The following is a 15,681-nucleotide window of genomic DNA, read 5'->3' on the forward strand; positions in this document are numbered from 1 at the left end:
GCTGTGCAGCCCAGCGAAAGCAGGTCGAGCAACACTAGATGATGTGCGTTGCGAATCCCTCGAGTCCCGGCGCAATCCCGTCCTTCAACGTCAGCGCCGGAATCTCATAATCCCCGCCATTTTGCCGTCGAAACCCTATCGGCCGGGCACTCCACAACTCATCCAGTCTCAACCCCAGTTCTTCACACGTCCGGGCAAACCGCGCCTCATCCATTTTCCCCGTGCGATACACCACAAACGGCGGCAGCACTTCGAATCCGGGGTAGTAGAGAATCCCGTGATGAATCGGGAACAACAGATCATCGATCGGCCCGTTGATCCCGCGCTGACTGTAGTGCGATTCCCAGCCGCCGGCCGTGACCATCAACATCGCCCGTTTGCCTTTCAACGTCCCTTCGCCATAACGATCACCCCAGCGGGCGTCAGAATGTTCGCCGACGCCGTAGGCAAATCCGTAGGCGTACACGCGCTCGACCCAGCCCTTGAGGATCGCCGGCATGGAAAACCACCAGAGCGGAAATTGCAGTATCAACGTGTCTGCCCACAGCAGTTTTGCCTGTTCGGAGGCGATGTCAGTGGCTTGCCGGCCTTGTTCGAACGCGAGTTTCGAGTCGAGGGAGGCATCGAATGGCCGACTGCTGTCGCGACCGGGGCTGTCGTCGGCGTCGAGGCTGGCTTTCCAGTTCATCGCGTAGAGGTCGGAAACCTGCACGCTGTGGCCGGCGGCTTCCAGACGCTGGACGGTGAAGTCTTTCAACGCGCCGTTTAGCGATTGCGGTTCGGGGTGGGCGTAGACCAGTAGCACATTCATGGTGAAACTCCGTTGCTGAGTGACAGCAGGATCGGTATCCGGCAGGTATATTGGAAATGAATGTCTGATATATCTGGTATAGCCATGAATAATTTACGTCGCCTGGATATCAACCTGCTGCTGACCCTCGACGTGCTGCTGTCGGAGCACAACGTCACCCGCGCCGCGCAGCGGCTGAACCTGTCGCAGCCGTCGGTCAGTGTGCATCTGGCCAAGTTACGCGACATCTTTGGCGATCCGCTGCTGCTGCCCGGCCCACGGGGCATGCGCCCGACAGCACGGGCCGATGAATTGCGCGAGCCGTTGCGCGAGGCACTGGAAGCGCTGGAGCGGGCGGTGGCGCCGGCCAGTGCGTTCGACCCGGCACAGGCAACGAATACCTGGAAAGTTGCGGCATCGGACTACGGCGAATCGACCGTAATCCTGTCGGCGCTGGTCGGATTACGCACCCAGGCGCCGGGCTCGCGCCTGGCGGTGCTCGACCTGTCGCCGCAACATCTGGTGAAGCAGGCGGAGCAGGGCGTGATCGATCTGGCTCTGCACACCAGCGAAGATGCGCCATTGGAGCTGCATCGACGGGCGTTGTTTACCGAGCGCTACGTGCTGGCGGGGCGCGCAGGGCATCCGAAACTGCAATGCAAGCCGACGCGCGAGCAATTTTGCGAGCTTGAGCATGTGCTGGTGTCGCCGGAGGGCGGAGGTTTTTTCGGGGTGACGGACAAGGCGTTGGCGGAGGCGGGGCTGAGCAGGAAAGTTGTGCTGTCGGTGCCGCACTTTCTGTTGCTGATGTCAGTGCTGGCGAGTACCGATCTGGTGGCGATGCTGCCGTCGCGGCTGGTGCGCGACCGTTTAGCGTTGCAGGTGGTTGAACCGCCGCTGGCGGTGCCGGGTTACGAGATGGCGATGCTCTGGGCCGAGCGCTCGCATCGTGATCCGGCTCACAAGTGGTTTCGCGAGCATCTGGCGGCGTCCGTGTGAATCATGCATGCCCCAGGGCAATCGCGAACGACACGACGATCATGCAAGCAAACGCAAAATTGAGATTCATGAGCTGTTCATCCTGAGCCTTGTTGAAGTGGTGCCATTGTGAACAGGCTGAAAGCAAAGAAAAAATTCGGCTTCATGATTTCAAAGATCGAAACAATTGATACCGGCCGGTTTGTGTTTGGCAAAGGCTTTGGTTAGGCTCGCCAAACCTGCAACTACAAGCACAAACAGGCAAAACCATGCACGATCATTCCGCATCCGAGCTGCCCTCCCTGCGTCGGCAGAAAATCCTGCTGATCCTCGAACGAGACGGCAAGGTCATGGCCTCCGAGTTGAGCCAGCATTTTTCGGTGTCCGAAGACACCATTCGCCGGGATCTGGCGGAACTGGACAATGCCGGTCTGGTGCAACGAGTGCACGGCGGGGCGCTGCCGCGGCCGAAGGACACCGGCAAGGATTACTTCACGCGGGTCAGTGAGACCGACGAGGTGAAAACCAGCCTTGCGCAGCTCGCGGCCGCAAGGGTGAAGGACGGGCAGATCGTGCTGTTCGATTCCGGCACCACCACGTTGCAGATCGCCCGTTCGTTGCCTTCCGATATTTCGATCACCGCCGTGACCACGTCACCGATGACAGCGATCACCCTGGCCGAATACAAGGGGATCAAGGTGATTCTGGCGGGCGGGCAACTGAATCTGGCGACGATGTCGGTCAGTGGCCACGAAACCGTGCGACTGCTGCAAAGCATCAAGGCTGACATATTGTTTACCGGGGTGTGCGCGATTCATCCGGAGGTGGGGCTGAGTTCGCTGTATTTCGATGAAGTGCCGGTGAAACAGGCGTTGTTCGACAGTGCGGCGCAGGTGATTGCCGTGACCACGGCGGACAAGCTGGGGGCGGTGGAGCCGTTTGTGGTGGCGCCGTGCAGCCGGGTGCAGACGTTGATCACCGAGCGGCATCTGGCGTCGGGCAATGCAGAGGATTATCGGCGGTTGGGGATTGAGGTGGAGCAGTTGCCCGACTGAAATTTGTGGTGATGCTGATGCCCCTGTCGCTGGCAAGCCAGCTCCCACAGGTTCGGGAATGTACATGGATATTGCGTACACCACGGACTTTGTGGGAGCTGGCTTGCCAGCGATGAGGCCAGTCGACTCAATGCATAAGCCGGTATGCAGTCAAAAGATCAATCAGCGCAATTTTTCCAGCATCTGGTAGTACCACATCCCCGCCGCCAGCATCGGATTCCCCAGCAGATCCCCCATCGGCACTCGAATGTGCGAGCACGCGGCAAACGTGTCGAACTGCTGCATCTGACCGGTGATCGCCCGGCTCATGATTTCGCCCATGATGTGGGTCGTGGCGATGCCGTGGCCGGAGTAGCCCTGGCAATACCAGACGTTGTCCGAGAGCTTGCCCAGTTGCGGGATGCGGTTGATAACGATGCCCATCGCGCAGCTCCACTGATAGTCGATCTTCACCCCTTTGAGCGCCGGGAAGGTCTGTTCGATGCACGGTCGCAGTTCGCCGGCGATGTCCCGTGAGTCCTTGCCGCTGTAGTTGGCGCCGCCGCCGAACAGCAGGCGACCGTCGGCGGTGAGGCGGTAGTAGTCGAGGACGAAGCGGCAGTCGTAAACGGCCAGGTCTTCGGGGTTGATCTGCCGGGCCAGCGCCCCCAGCGGCTCGGTGGTGACAATGCCGCCCATGGCCGGGAAGATCTTGCCCTTGAGCTGGCCCGGTTCGAGTCTGTGATAGACATCGCCGGCGAGCAGCACCTGATTGGCGTCGATCCGGCCATGGGCCGTGCGAACGCCCGGGCTATCGCCGTGGATGATCTCCAACACTTCGCTGTTTTCGAAGATCAGCGCGCCAAGGCTTTCCGCCGCCCGCGCTTCACCGATGCACAGGTTGAGCGGGTGCAGGTGCATGTTGCGGGTGTTCTTGATTGCGCCGTGATAGAGGTCGCTTTGCAGCAGGTCACGCACCTGGCTGCGGTCGAGCAGACTGACCTCATCACCCATGCCGCGACGCACGGCTTCGTCGTAATCACTGCGCAAGCCGTCCATGTGGCTCGGCTTGTACGCCGCATGCAAATGACCGTGCTTGAGGTCGCAATCGATGCCGTATTTCTCGACCCGTTGCTGGATGATTTCGTGGCCTCGCCAGCGCAGGTGCCAGATGAAATCGTCGACCTCATCGCCCAAGGTGTTGCGCATCTGCTTGCGCATCGCGCCGTCGCCGGACAGGCTGCCGGTGACTTGACCGCCATTGCGCCCGGTGGCGCCCCAGCCGATTTTGTGGCTTTCGACGATGGCGACTTTCAAGCCTTTTTCCGCCAGTTCGACGGCGGTGGCGACCCCGGTGAAGCCGCCGCCGATGATTACCACATCGACCTTGTGCCGGCCTTGCAGGGTCGGGTAGTCGGTGTCGCGGTTGAGGGTGGCGGTGTAATAGGAATTGCTGCGTTCAGTCATGTCAGTGTCCACAAAAAATTCGGGAGGCAGAGTGCAATCCTTGTGGGAGCTGGCAAGCCAGCTCCCACAGGTTCAGTGTCTGATCATCAGGCTTCGGTCAGATACCAGCGCCAGTCCTGCTCACCCACTTCGGCCATGAACTGCCGGTATTCCGCACGCTTCACCGCCAGATACACCCCGAGAAATTCCTGTCCCAGCGCCTCCCGTGCCCACGCCGAGTTTTCCAGCGCCGTGAGCGAGGTCAGCCAGTCGGTCGGCAGCAACTCCTTCGCCTGCGCATAACCGTTGCCTTGCACCGGTTCGCCCGGGTCGATGTCTTCTTTTATCCCGCGATGAATGCCCGCCAGGATCGCCGCTGCCGCCAGATACGGGTTGGCATCGGCGCCACAGATGCGGTGCTCGATGTGCCGGGTGTTGGCCGGGCCGCCGGGTACGCGCAGGCTGACGGTGCGGTTGTCGACGCCCCAGGTCGGTGCCAGCGGCGCGTAGCTGTTGGCCTGGAAGCGACGGTAGGAGTTGGCGTTGGGGCAGAACAGCAGCAGCGAATCGAGCAACGACGCGAGCATCCCGCCAATCGCCGTGCGCAACAGCGGCGTGCCCGCCGGGTCTTCGGAGGCAAACAGATTGCGCCCCTGTGCATCGGCGAGGCTGACGTGCATGTGCATGCCGGTGCCTGCCAGATCATCGAAGGGCTTGGCCATGAACGTCGCCTGCATCCCGTGCTTGTGCGCTACGGCTTTGACCAGCCGTTTGTAGCGCACGGCCTGATCCATCGCCTCCAGCGCATCGCCGTGTTCGAGGGTGATTTCCACCTGGCCCGGCGCGTATTCCGAGATCGCGGTACGGGCCGGAATGCCGTGCAGTTTGCAGGCGCTGTAGAGGTCGGCGAGGAAAGGCTCGATCTGCTCCAGCTCACGCAAACCGTAGACCTGGGTATGCCTCGGTCGACCACCGTCGGCATCCAGCGCCGGTTGCGGGCGGCCATTGTGATCGCGTTTGGCGTCGAGCAGATAGAACTCCAGCTCACAGGCCATTACCGGGTGAAAACCCTCGGCCTTGAGGGCGTCGATGACTTTGATCAGCAGGTGACGCGGGTCGGCGATGCTCGCCGGCAGGCCTTGTTCCGGGTGCATGCTGACCTGCACCGCAGCGGTGGGAATCTGCCGCCACGGCAGGCGCACCAGACTGCCCTCCAGCGGGTAGGCGCGGCAGTCGATGTCGCCGACATCCCACACCAGACCGGAGTTCTCCACGTCTTCGCCGTGCACGGTCAGACCGAGGATGGTGCTCGGCAGCGGGCGGCCGCTTTCGTACACGGCGAGCAGTTCTTCGCGGTGCAACAGCTTGCCGCGTGGCACGCCGTTGGCGTCGAGGATGAACAGCTCGATCATGTCGATGTCGGGGTTCTGTTCGAGAAAGCGACGGGCGTCTTCAATGGCTGCGAATTTCATGATCAATCACTCACGATGGCGCCGCACAGGCGCGCAGATTCGGGCCGGACGCAGCTCAGCAAAAGGCGCGGGCGTCCTGGCAGGGATATCGAAAAAGAATTCAGGCGTGTGGCGAGGGAGCTTGCTCCCGCTGGACTGCGCAGCAGTCATTTCTGTTCCGGGGACACTGCGTGTCCCGGCGGGAGCAAGCTCCCTCGCCGCAGGATCAGCGGATATCCGGCGGGCGTGCGGAGTGACGCAGCTTGGAGCGGCTCAGGGCCATGGGGAGATTGACGATGCGATTCATGCACGGCCCCTGTGAAGGAGGGCGCACAGTGCAGAGACGTTCAACGATTCTGATTGTTGTAGTGACGTGCTCATGACGCGTGTTTCCGTTGGCGGAAAACGTCGGCGGCGGGTGTGTCCCGCCATGCCGGTGTGGCTGGATAGTAAGGGGGAAGTCCGGGAGAAGTAAACGCCTGATTCCGATGTCAGGCTTTGCTGCAGCCGACAGTGCCGTGTCAGGCGTGCGCCAGGCTCCAGCGAAACGCCGCATTCCGATCACTCTCTCGAGCCTCGACCCAATGCGAGCCCTCTGGCGTTGTCTCTCGCTTCCAGAACGGCGCACGGGTCTTCAGTACATCCATGATGAAGGCACAGGCTTCGAACGCTGCATGCCGGTGTTTGCTGCTGACACCGACGAACACGATCGGCTCGGCCACCGACAGCGCACCGACCCGATGCACGATCTCCACCGCCAGCAGCGGCCAGCGCTCACGAGCCTGTTCGGCGATCTGCTCCAGGGCCTTCTCGGTCATGCCCGGATAGTGCTCCAGAAACAGCTCGGTCACCGACTGCCCGACGTTCAGATCCCGCACATAACCAATGAAATTCACCACCGCGCCCACCCGCGGGTTGCGCGCATGCAGATCGGCAATCAGCTGACCGGCATCGAAACTTTTTCGCTGGACTCGAACGCCCATGACTCAACCCCCCGTGACCGGTGGGAAAAAAGCGATCTCGTCGAAATCCTCGATGGCCTGATCCGGCTGACACAACTCCTGATTCACCGCACACATCAGGTTGCCGGCCCCCAACACTTCGCGCCACAGATCGCCCCGGGCCATGAGCATTTGCCGCACGTCCTCGACACAGGTGAGGGTGGCGGTTGCGGGAATCTTTTCCCCGCCCAGATTGAGCCGGTCACGGTAGCTGGCGAAGTAATTGATCAGAATCATTGCGGGTTCTCCCATTGAAAGTGGCCGGAGCGGCCGCCCTGTTTGCTCAGCAGACGGATGTCGCCGATGACCATCGCCCGGTCCACCGCTTTGCACATGTCATAGATCGTCAGCGCGGCGACGCTGGCGGCGGTCAGGGCTTCGAGTTCGACCCCGGTCTGGCCGGTGAGTCGGCAGGTGCTGGTGATCTGCACGCGGTCCGGTTCGCAGGCCTTGAGTTCGACGTGGATCGAACTGAGCAGCAGCGAATGACACAACGGAATCAGTTCGTGAGTGCGCTTGGCCGCCTGAATCCCGGCGATCCGCGCCACGGCAAACACGTCGCCCTTGGGGTGACCGTTGGACTGGATCATTTGCAGCGTTTGCGGACGCATTTGTACCCAGGCCTGTGCGGTGGCTTCGCGGCGGGTAGCGGCTTTGTCGCCGACATCGACCATGTTGGCGCGGCCCTGATCGTCGAGGTGGGTGAGGGTGTCGCTCATGGGGTGGGCTCCTGGATCGGGCTGTAGATTCGCGGGGCGTTGCGGTGCGGAACATGGATCAGGTTCAAGCGGTGCCTGAGGGCCCAGCGCACCGTCAGTGCAGTCGGGGCGGACAGACTGACGAGCGTGCCGAGGCGGGCACGTACGGCTTTGTGAATCAGTTCGAGGCTGCAGCGGCTGGTGACCACGACGAAGCCCTGACGCGCATCGAGGCGTCCGAATTGCAGGGCGCCGATCAGCTTGTCGAGGGCGTTGTGGCGGCCGATGTCTTCGCGGCACAGCAGCGCTTCGCCGTCGGCGTCGAAATACAACGCCGCGTGCAGGGCGCCGCTGCTGCGGGCCAGTTGCTGGGCCTGTTCGATGCGTAGGCGAATGCCGTCGAAGTGCGCGGCGGGCGGCAACGGTGCCGGCGTCAGGATTTGCAGTGGCGGCAGCGCCTGCTCAAGGGCTTCCACACCGCAAAGGCCACATCCGCTGGTGCCCGCCATCTGCCGGCGATGATCCTTCAGGGCCCAGAACGCCCGGCTGGAAATCTGCACCTCGGCCTGACAGGCCTGATCGAAATGGGTCAGCCGGATGTCATGGATATCGTCAAGACTGCCGACGATGGCATTGCTCAGGCTGAAGCCGCGAATGAAATCTTCGATGTTGCCCGGCGAAACCATCATCACGGCCTGGTTCAGGCCGTTGTAGCTGATGGCCAGCGCGATCTCCGCTGCCAGCGCCGCGTGGGACACCGGCGCGTCGTCGAGGTATTCGCGGTAGGCCACCTGCGAAGGTTGTGGCGCGGGGGCGTTGGCATCGCCCGTTTCGATGGTTGGTTGAACCTGGCACAGCATCTTGAAAGTCCCCGAAGCGCTGAAGTGGGTTCAGGCTACGGGGCGGGGAAAAGTGCGTCCAATCGCTTGTTCCGATGCCGTGATTGGATTGGTCGATCACTGAAGGCGTTAAACGGCAGGCGCCTCGATCCCGAACATCTTGCGCGCCTCGGCAAAACACTTCTCGGCAATCGCCGAGCGTGGTTCGGTCTTGCGCATCACCAGCCCCAGCGGCGCGAGCACGCTGGCGTCCGGCAGATTGATGAAGGCCAGGTGCTCGATCGGTTCTTCAAGGCCGCTGTCCAGCGGCATGATCGAGCAGCAGAAACCCTGGTGAATCGCCTGCAGCAACTGATAGGTCGAATCGCTTTCCATGATCGGCTGCGGGTTGAGTCCGCGACTGCGGAAACTCAGGTCGATGGATTTTCGGTAATGCATGCCGGTGGTGATCATCCCCAGCGGCAGTTCGGCGGCCTCTTCCCAGCTCATTTCCGGGCCCTCGAAATGGAAATGACGGGTGTCGTAGAGCAGGCCGACGCGGGTTTCGCCAATCTCGAAAAACTCGAAATAGTTCGGGTTGACGTGGTCCAGGTAACACACGCCAAGGTCCAGCTGATTGTTGCCCAGCCCTTCGATGATCTCGTCCGAGCTGAGCGACGACAGGCTGTATTTCAGCTCGGGAAATATCCCCGACAAACCCTGAATGTAATTCACCGCATTGAAGTTGCTCAGCGGCACCAGCCCCAGACGCAGGCTGCCGACCAGTTGCCCACGGCAGGCGGCAGCCTCGGCGAACAGTCCGTCGTGAGCGGCCAGCAGGGTGCGAGCCCAGGCCAGAACCCGTTCCCCGGCCTGGGTGAAACCTTCGAAACGCTGACCGCGATTGACCAGCACCAGATCCAGCTCGTCTTCCAGATTGCGCAGGCGCATCGACAGGGTCGGCTGGGTGATGTGGCAGCGCGCGGCGGCCTGGCCGAAGTGGCGGGTTTCGTCCAGCGCGATCAGGAACTTGAGTTGTTTGATGTCCACGATGGCACCTGCTCGAATGGGAAATTTGATTGAGTATTGACGCAGATGCGTACGGCGCACGAAAAGCGCAGGCGGCGACGATCCCACTGATCGGCGTTTTCGTCCAATCGGAAGCGTTGAAGAGATTATCGAGGGATTCAATCATGGCCGGTTTCATTGGCTGGATCTGTGTTTTCGGTCCACTGAAAAAACGCCGATAGAGCGGGTCGATAAAGCGGTTGGCGAGAGTGATTAGACAGTCTCGACAAGTGGCACTTAGGCTCTGGCCCAATTGAATTGGCGAAGGCCGGAGAGTGCCATGAGTGTTAAAGCGGATGCCCTGTTTGTTCCCTTGAATATTGCCGTGCTGACGGTCAGCGATACCCGTGATTACGCCAGCGATACCTCCGGCCAGTTGCTGGTCAGCCGTCTGCTCGAAGCGGGTCACACCTTGAGTGAACGCAACCTGCTCAAGGACGACTTGTACAAGATCCGCGCCCAGGTCGCGCACTGGATCGCCGACGACAACATTCAGGTCGTGCTGATCACCGGCGGTACCGGTTTCACCGGACGCGACAGCACCCCGGAAGCGGTGGCCTGCCTGCTGGACAAGCAGATCGACGGTTTTGGTGAACTGTTCCGCGCCATCTCGATTCTCGACATCGGCACCTCCACCGTTCAAAGCCGCGCACTGGCGGGGCTGTCCAACGGCACGCTGGTGTGCTGCCTGCCGGGCTCCACCGGCGCATGCCGCACCGCATGGGAAGGCATCCTCGCCGAGCAACTGGATAACCGTCACCGCCCGTGCAACTTCGTCCCGCACCTCAAACCGGTGCAAGCCTGCGGGCCACGCGGATGAGCAAGCCGGGGTTGATGCCGGTCGAGGACGCACTCGACCAGTTGCTGGCGATGGCCAACGAACAACGCCTGCCGGACAGTGAATCGGTGCCGCTCAATGAGGCGCGCGGTCGAGTGCTGGCCAGCGATCTGGTCGCCACCCTCGATCTGCCGCCATGGCCGAACAGCGCCATGGACGGTTACGCCTTGAACCTGGCCGATCTGCATCGCCAGCCGTTGAGGGTGTCGCAGCGGGTCTACGCCGGGCTGGCGCCGGACGCCTTGCTGCCCGGCACCTGCGCGCGGATCTTCACCGGCGCGCCGTTGCCACTGGGGGCCAACTGCGTGGAAATGCAGGAAAACACCGAAGTGCAGGAGGACGGCCGCGTGCGTTTTCTGCAACCGCTGAAAGTGGGCCAGAACATCCGCGCCCAGGGGCAGGAGAACCGCGTCGGCGACACACTGCTGCGAGCCGGCAAACGCCTCGGTCCGTTCGAACTGGCAGTGGCCGCCGGGCAGGGCATGACTCACCTGCCGGTGGTGCGTCGTCCGCGTGTGGCATTGCTGTCGACCGGTGACGAACTGGTGGAACCGGGCCAGCCGCTGCGTCCCGGCAGCATCTACAACAGTAACCGCACCTTGCTCGATCATTGGCTGCGCGAACTGGGTTGCGAGGTGATCGACGCCGGAATTCTTCCGGATCGCCCGGCGCAAACCCGGCTCAAGCTCGAGCAGTTGCAGGTAGCCGCCGACCTGATTCTGACCACCGGCGGCGTCTCTGCCGGTGACGCCGATTGCCTCGGCCAGGTGCTGCGTGACAACGGCAAACCGCTGCTGTGGAAGCTCGCGATCAAGCCCGGCAAACCGCTGACAGTCGGCCATTTCGGCACGGTGCCGGTGATCGGCCTGCCAGGTAACCCGACCTCGGCGCTGGTGACCTTCGGCCTGCTGGCGCGCCCGTACCTGCTGCGTATTCAAGGCGTGGAAGAGGTGCTGCCGCTGAGCTTCACCGTCAACGCCGGGTTCGACTGGCCGAAACTCGGCAGCCGACGCGAATACTTGCGGGTGCGTCTGGAAGGTGGGCAGGCAGCGCTGTATGCGAACCAGAGTTCCGGCGTGCTGCTTGGCGCGACCTGGGCCGACGGGCTGGTGGAAATCCCGGAGAACGGCACGTTGCGAATGGGTGATCCGCTGCGTTTCATTCCGTTCAGCGAGCTGTTTTAAGCGTGTTCAAAAAGTGTAGATCACTTGCCCGGCAAGAGACGTCTGCATCCTGCGCTCGACAATCGGGCTGTCGGCCGCTTCGTGGTTCAGGTACTGCACCGCCAGCACTGTCGAGACGCTCCATTGTTTGTCCAGCGGCAATGACCACGTCAGGTCTGCGCCACGGCTGATCAACCCGGCCCGGGCCTTGTAGGCCTGGAACTGGCTGCGGGAGGCCTGGGCATCGCTGACGCCGTACCAGGTTCGCATGAAGTTGCTGTCGCCGAACTGGCTGTTGAGGCCGCCGGTCACCTTGCCGAACCGTCCTTCGTAGAGCGGCGCGCTGATGCTGAGCTTGAGGCGGTTCCAGGATGAGCCGGTGTCGTGGTCATCGTCGTCCTTTTCCAGCGCATGTTCGAAACTGGCGCCGAGAATGAGCGGGCCCAAGTGATACGTCCCGTCGAGCCCGATCACCGGGCGCGACTTGATCGAGCCCATGCCGTTGAGTTCGTCCGAGCCCTTGTAGCCGGTCTTGCGATCCTTGCGCACGTCGCTGGCGCCGATGTACACGCTGAGGCCGAAATCCTCTTCATCGAAACTCCAGCCCAGACCTCGGCTGCTGTCGAGGAACACGCCGTAGGGGCTGACGATTTCAACACCTGCCAATGGCGCTACCGACCGCTCGTCACTGCCGCTGTAGCGCGGTGCACTGGCGGCCCCGACACGTAATGTGGTGTGCCAGTCCTCGGCACGCAGAGTGACACCCGGCAGCAGCAGGCAAAGGGAGGTCAGGGACAGCGAGAATGTACGTAGCGAAACCGGCATGGGGCACCCGATGAGGAATATGGATGCGCCATGCTAGGCGTAGGGGCAGCGGCAATCTTTGGCAGCTTTGTCGGGAAACTGTCAAAGACTGTGAAGGTGGCTACCGGGTCAATTTCAGCCGTTCGTGCCATTGCGCGATGGACTCTTCGGGGTAAACCTCGAATTGTTGATCCTTCGCGCTCGCCTGCACTTCGACCCACGGCGCTTTCGAGCCGAGCATCAGGTGGGTGTGTTCCGGTGGCACCGGCAACGGTGTGTCGATGGCCGAGGCGAACGGGTGGATCAACTCCGGCCATTGCGGGCTGAATAGCCACAGACCGCTGCCGCACAACGAGCAGAAGTGCCGCTCGGCGCTGCTGCGGTGGGCGCGTTTGTCGCCATCGCCTTTCATTTTCGCGTGGTAGATCGTGATGTGTTTGCGCCCGCGCACCTTGAGGCTGGCCGCATCGCCGCCGAGGTTGATCGCGTAGCCGCCACCGCCCTGGGTCTTGCGGCAGATCGAGCAGTAGCAACGCTGATAAGGGTAGGGGTGGGCGCTGTCGAGGGTGAATGAAACCGCGCCGCAGTGGCAGGAGCCTTCAAGGTGCATGGTGGCCTCCGATGGGGCTTTGTCGATGCGGTTCAGCCTAGAAGAGATGTGTCTTCTGTGCCGCCGCCATCGCGGTCTACGGCTTGGCCACCCGCCACAAATACCAGGCCGCCACGGTGCGAAACGGACTCCACTCCAACCCGATCTCAATCATCTGCTTGCGCGTCGGCTGCACCTCCAACCCCTTCAACCGCCGATATCCTTCGCGCACGCCAAAGTCATCAGCCGGCAGAATATCCGGGCGCTCCAGGCTGTAGATCAACAGCATCTCCACTGTCCAGCGCCCGACGCCGCGCAGGCTGACCAGACGCTCGATCAGCGCTTCATCCTCCATCGCCTGCGCAGTTGAGTAATCCGGCACCACTCCGTCGAGAGTGGCCCGGGCAATCCCCTGAATCGTCGCAATCTTGCTCGCTGAAAAGCCGCAACTGCGCAAGCGGTCGAAATCCGTCGCCAGAATCTGTTCGGGGCGCGGAAACGCTTGTTGGGGAAACAACCCCACCAGTCGCCCGACAATCGCATCGCCTGCTTTGGCGTGCAGTTGCTGATAGGCAATCGCCCGTACCAGCGATTCATAAGGATCCCGCGCCGGATGCGGTTGATGCAGACATGGGCCGACCGCCGCGATGTGGCGCTGCCAGTCGGCGTCGAGGCTGGCCAGAAACTCGCTGGCCGGTTGATATGGATCAGGCATGTTTATGGTCGGTTTGTCAGAAAGCCAGCGGTTGCGTGAGCTGCACGGCGGCATTTTCCAGCCTGAGCAAAAACGCCTTGCGCGGTTGCCCGCCACCATAGCCGGTCAGCGAACCGTCTGCACCGATCACCCGGTGGCATGGCACCACGATCGCCAGCCGATTTTGCCCGTTGGCCAGCCCCACGGCGCGACTGGCGCCGGGTTTGCCCAGCCGTGTGGCGATGCTGCCATAGGTGCTGGTGTGGCCGTAGGGGATCTGCTGCAGTTCGGCCCAGACCTGGCGGGCAAACTCGCTGCCGGGCAGGTGCAACGGCACGCTGAATTCGCTCAGCTGGCCGGCGAAGTACAGCGCCAGTTCGTGTTCAATTTGCTGCAAATGCGCGTTGTGTCCCGGTGCAACGACATAGTGGTAACGCTGTTGCAGCTCTTCGACTTCCCGGGTCAGCGCCGGGCGATCGAGAAACTCCAGCAACACCAGGCCGCGTCGCTCGGCCATGGCAATCATCGGTCCCAACGGCGTGGTCAGGCGGGTGAACAGCAGCGGTTCGCTGGTCGCTGCGCGTCCGGGCGTGATGTGGAATGACTTCTGGAATGCATCGCGAAAACCGCTGAGAGATTCATACCCGGAATCGAATGCCGCATGGTCGATGGACGTGCCTTGCTTGATCCCGCCCAACGCCACGCCAAGCCGGCGGGTGCGTAGCCACGCATGGAAGGTCATGCCGAAATGCTGTTTGAACCAGCGCCGCAGCTTCAGGGGTTCGATACCCTCGGCGAGCAATTGCGCATCGCTCCAGCGCACCTCCGGATCGGCGTCCACGGCCTTGAGCAGCCGCTGCACCCAGTCCGGGGCAATGGCGGCAGCGTCCAGCGGCTTGCAGCGCAGGCAGGCGCGGTAACCGGCGGACAGGCAGTCGTCGGCGTGGGCGAAGAACTCGACGTTTTCCGGTTTCGGCTTGCGCGCCGTGCAAGTCGGGCGGCAGAAGATCCCGGTGGTTTTCACCGCCGTGAAGAACACGCCTTCATAGGCAGTGTCGCTGGCGAGCATGGCGCGAACCATTTCGGCGTGAGGGGGCAGGACAGCAGTCTGTATGTTCATGGGCCGAGGATAAAACCAGTTATTCGATGGCTCCACCGAAAAATCGACAGTGAATTTTCCGGTTGCTGCACTACAGTGACCGGGTCGTTACAACTCGGGAGTTACCTGTATGCCACCGTTCACGATTCACCACATCGATCACATCGTGCTGCGCGTTGCCGACCTGCAACGCAGCATCGATTTCTACGACCGGGTCTTTGGCGCCGAAGTGGTCAAGCACAACGAAAAACTCGGCCTGGTGCACCTGCGGGCCGGCACGTCGATGATCGACCTGGTCGATCTTGAAGGGGAAATCGGCCGCAAGGGCGGCGCCGCTGCCGGCAGCGAGCGGCGCAATGTCGATCACTTCTGCCTGCGCATCGAGCCGTTCGATGAAGCGGCGCTGGTCAGCCATTTGCAATCCTGCGGCCTGAGCGTGGAAAAGGCCGAGACCCGTTTCGGCGCCGAGGGCAACGGCCTGTCGCTGTACTGCTTCGACCCCGACGGCAATCAGGTCGAACTCAAAGGCCCGTCCGAGGCCTAGGCCCTTTTGGCCATCAGCAACACCGAAGCTGCCGCTGACAGCAGCCCCGCGCAGCAGCGATTGAAAATCCGCTTGCCGCGCGGCTCGGCGAACCAGCGGCGCATGTGCAGGCCCATCCAGGCGTAGGCGCTGATGGCGATCCATTCCAGCAGCAGGAACAGCACCCCCAGCAACATGAATTGCGGGGTGATGGCGTGGTTCGGGTCGACGAACTGCGGCAGGAAGGCAGTGAAGATGAGGATTGCCTTGGGATTTCCTGCGGCCACCAAAAACTCCTGACGTGCCAAGGCCAGAAGTCCACTGGTCGGCGCGGTAACGGTGTCTTCTGCAGCAGGGTTGGCCCGCCACAGCTGCCACGCCAGATACAGCAGGTACCCCGCGCCGACAATCTTGATCCCGTAAAACAGCCATTCGGATGTCTGCAGTACCACCGCCAGCCCTGCCGCCGCGAGGGCGATCATCCCGGCGAACGCCAGCAACCGTCCGGTTCCCGCCAGGCAGGCGCGCCGATAGCCATAACGGGAGGCGTTGCTGACCGACAGCAGATTGTTCGGGCCGGGCGCCATGTTCAAGGCGAAACAGGCGGGCAGAAACAGCGAGAGGGTGGCGAGATCCATGGCGCGGGCTCCGGTGACGGGAGCGTCATTTTTATCATGGGATCATGCG

The 15,681-nt window shown here is 62.1% G+C and carries 18 protein-coding genes; 5 read left to right on the forward strand and 13 right to left on the reverse strand.

Translation table 11 applies throughout. The features are described from left to right. Nucleotides 1–34: 34 nt before the first annotated feature. Entirely contained in the window at nucleotides 35–811 is a 777-nt protein-coding gene (locus NWV16_RS11450) for an NAD(P)H-dependent oxidoreductase (protein WP_260523096.1), read from the reverse strand. Nucleotides 812–895: 84 nt separating this feature from the next. On the opposite strand from NWV16_RS11450, the gene NWV16_RS11455 reads away from it, so the two are divergent. Then, nucleotides 896–1,789: a LysR family transcriptional regulator gene (locus NWV16_RS11455; protein WP_260523097.1), complete on the forward strand. Its 894-nt coding sequence runs from the start codon at nucleotides 896–898 to the stop codon at nucleotides 1,787–1,789. 248 nt (nucleotides 1,790–2,037) lie between these two features. Beyond that, nucleotides 2,038–2,823 (forward strand): DeoR/GlpR family DNA-binding transcription regulator, encoded by a 786-nt coding sequence (locus NWV16_RS11460; RefSeq protein WP_260523098.1) that lies wholly within the window; start codon nucleotides 2,038–2,040, stop codon nucleotides 2,821–2,823. Nucleotides 2,824–2,985: 162 nt separating this feature from the next. Here NWV16_RS11460 and NWV16_RS11465 read toward each other — a convergent pair whose 3' ends face one another. The 7 genes from NWV16_RS11465 to NWV16_RS11495 form a co-directional block, all read right to left on the reverse strand. Then, nucleotides 2,986–4,269: an NAD(P)/FAD-dependent oxidoreductase gene (locus tag NWV16_RS11465; RefSeq protein WP_260523099.1), complete on the reverse strand. Its 1,284-nt coding sequence runs from the start codon at nucleotides 4,267–4,269 to the stop codon at nucleotides 2,986–2,988. A gap of 86 nt (nucleotides 4,270–4,355) precedes the next feature. Beyond that, nucleotides 4,356–5,720 (reverse strand): glutamine synthetase family protein, encoded by a 1,365-nt coding sequence (locus NWV16_RS11470; protein WP_260523100.1) that lies wholly within the window; start codon nucleotides 5,718–5,720, stop codon nucleotides 4,356–4,358. Between the two features lie 500 nt (nucleotides 5,721–6,220). Continuing rightward, nucleotides 6,221–6,682, reverse strand: a complete 462-nt coding sequence (moaE, locus tag NWV16_RS11475) for a molybdopterin synthase catalytic subunit MoaE (protein ID WP_260523101.1) — start codon at nucleotides 6,680–6,682, stop codon at nucleotides 6,221–6,223. A 3-nt stretch (nucleotides 6,683–6,685) separates the two neighbouring features. Then, nucleotides 6,686–6,937: a MoaD/ThiS family protein gene (locus tag NWV16_RS11480; RefSeq protein ID WP_260523102.1), complete on the reverse strand. Its 252-nt coding sequence runs from the start codon at nucleotides 6,935–6,937 to the stop codon at nucleotides 6,686–6,688. Next, nucleotides 6,934–7,419 carry a cyclic pyranopterin monophosphate synthase MoaC gene (moaC, locus tag NWV16_RS11485; protein WP_260523103.1) on the reverse strand — a complete coding sequence of 162 codons (486 nt, stop codon included), beginning with the start codon at nucleotides 7,417–7,419 and terminating at the stop codon, nucleotides 6,934–6,936. The genes NWV16_RS11480 and moaC overlap by 4 nt, the downstream gene beginning before the upstream one ends. Further along, a complete protein-coding gene (gene fdhD, locus NWV16_RS11490; protein ID WP_260523104.1) occupies nucleotides 7,416–8,258 on the reverse strand; it encodes a formate dehydrogenase accessory sulfurtransferase FdhD in 843 nt (280 codons plus the stop codon). Before fdhD ends, moaC begins: the two co-directional genes overlap by 4 nt. Before the next feature lie 108 nt (nucleotides 8,259–8,366). Then, complete coding sequence (locus NWV16_RS11495) at nucleotides 8,367–9,266, reverse strand: LysR family transcriptional regulator (protein WP_260523105.1); 900 nt, start codon at nucleotides 9,264–9,266, stop codon at nucleotides 8,367–8,369. 298 nt (nucleotides 9,267–9,564) lie between these two features. Between NWV16_RS11495 and moaB the strand changes: the two genes are divergently transcribed. Further along, nucleotides 9,565–10,104, forward strand: coding sequence for a molybdenum cofactor biosynthesis protein B (gene moaB, locus NWV16_RS11500; RefSeq protein ID WP_065260324.1), 540 nt, complete (start codon nucleotides 9,565–9,567; stop codon nucleotides 10,102–10,104). Further along, entirely contained in the window at nucleotides 10,101–11,306 is a 1,206-nt protein-coding gene (glp, locus tag NWV16_RS11505; protein ID WP_260523106.1) for a gephyrin-like molybdotransferase Glp, read from the forward strand. The genes moaB and glp overlap by 4 nt, the downstream gene beginning before the upstream one ends. A gap of 6 nt (nucleotides 11,307–11,312) precedes the next feature. Here glp and NWV16_RS11510 read toward each other — a convergent pair whose 3' ends face one another. From NWV16_RS11510 to NWV16_RS11525, 4 genes are all read right to left on the reverse strand, one after another. Then, the gene (locus tag NWV16_RS11510) at nucleotides 11,313–12,110 is read right to left on the reverse strand and encodes a MipA/OmpV family protein (RefSeq protein ID WP_260523107.1); all 798 of its coding nucleotides are present in this window, start codon (nucleotides 12,108–12,110) and stop codon (nucleotides 11,313–11,315) included. A gap of 100 nt (nucleotides 12,111–12,210) precedes the next feature. Then, nucleotides 12,211–12,699 carry a GFA family protein gene (locus tag NWV16_RS11515; protein ID WP_260523108.1) on the reverse strand — a complete coding sequence of 163 codons (489 nt, stop codon included), beginning with the start codon at nucleotides 12,697–12,699 and terminating at the stop codon, nucleotides 12,211–12,213. Between the two features lie 76 nt (nucleotides 12,700–12,775). After that, a complete protein-coding gene (locus tag NWV16_RS11520) occupies nucleotides 12,776–13,393 on the reverse strand; it encodes a DNA-3-methyladenine glycosylase family protein (RefSeq protein WP_260523109.1) in 618 nt (205 codons plus the stop codon). Between the two features lie 16 nt (nucleotides 13,394–13,409). Next, the gene (locus tag NWV16_RS11525; protein WP_260523110.1) at nucleotides 13,410–14,492 is read right to left on the reverse strand and encodes a bifunctional transcriptional activator/DNA repair enzyme AdaA; all 1,083 of its coding nucleotides are present in this window, start codon (nucleotides 14,490–14,492) and stop codon (nucleotides 13,410–13,412) included. A gap of 109 nt (nucleotides 14,493–14,601) precedes the next feature. On the opposite strand from NWV16_RS11525, the gene NWV16_RS11530 reads away from it, so the two are divergent. After that, nucleotides 14,602–15,015, forward strand: a complete 414-nt coding sequence (locus tag NWV16_RS11530; protein WP_260523111.1) for a VOC family protein — start codon at nucleotides 14,602–14,604, stop codon at nucleotides 15,013–15,015. On the opposite strand, the gene NWV16_RS11535 is transcribed toward NWV16_RS11530, so the two are convergent. Then, complete coding sequence (locus NWV16_RS11535) at nucleotides 15,012–15,632, reverse strand: LysE family translocator (RefSeq protein WP_260523112.1); 621 nt, start codon at nucleotides 15,630–15,632, stop codon at nucleotides 15,012–15,014. The genes NWV16_RS11530 and NWV16_RS11535 overlap by 4 nt on opposite strands. Nucleotides 15,633–15,681: the final 49 nt, after the last annotated feature.

It is taken from the genome of Pseudomonas sp. BW7P1, from assembly GCF_024981055.1.
GTDB lineage: Bacteria > Pseudomonadota > Gammaproteobacteria > Pseudomonadales > Pseudomonadaceae > Aquipseudomonas > Aquipseudomonas bananamidigenes.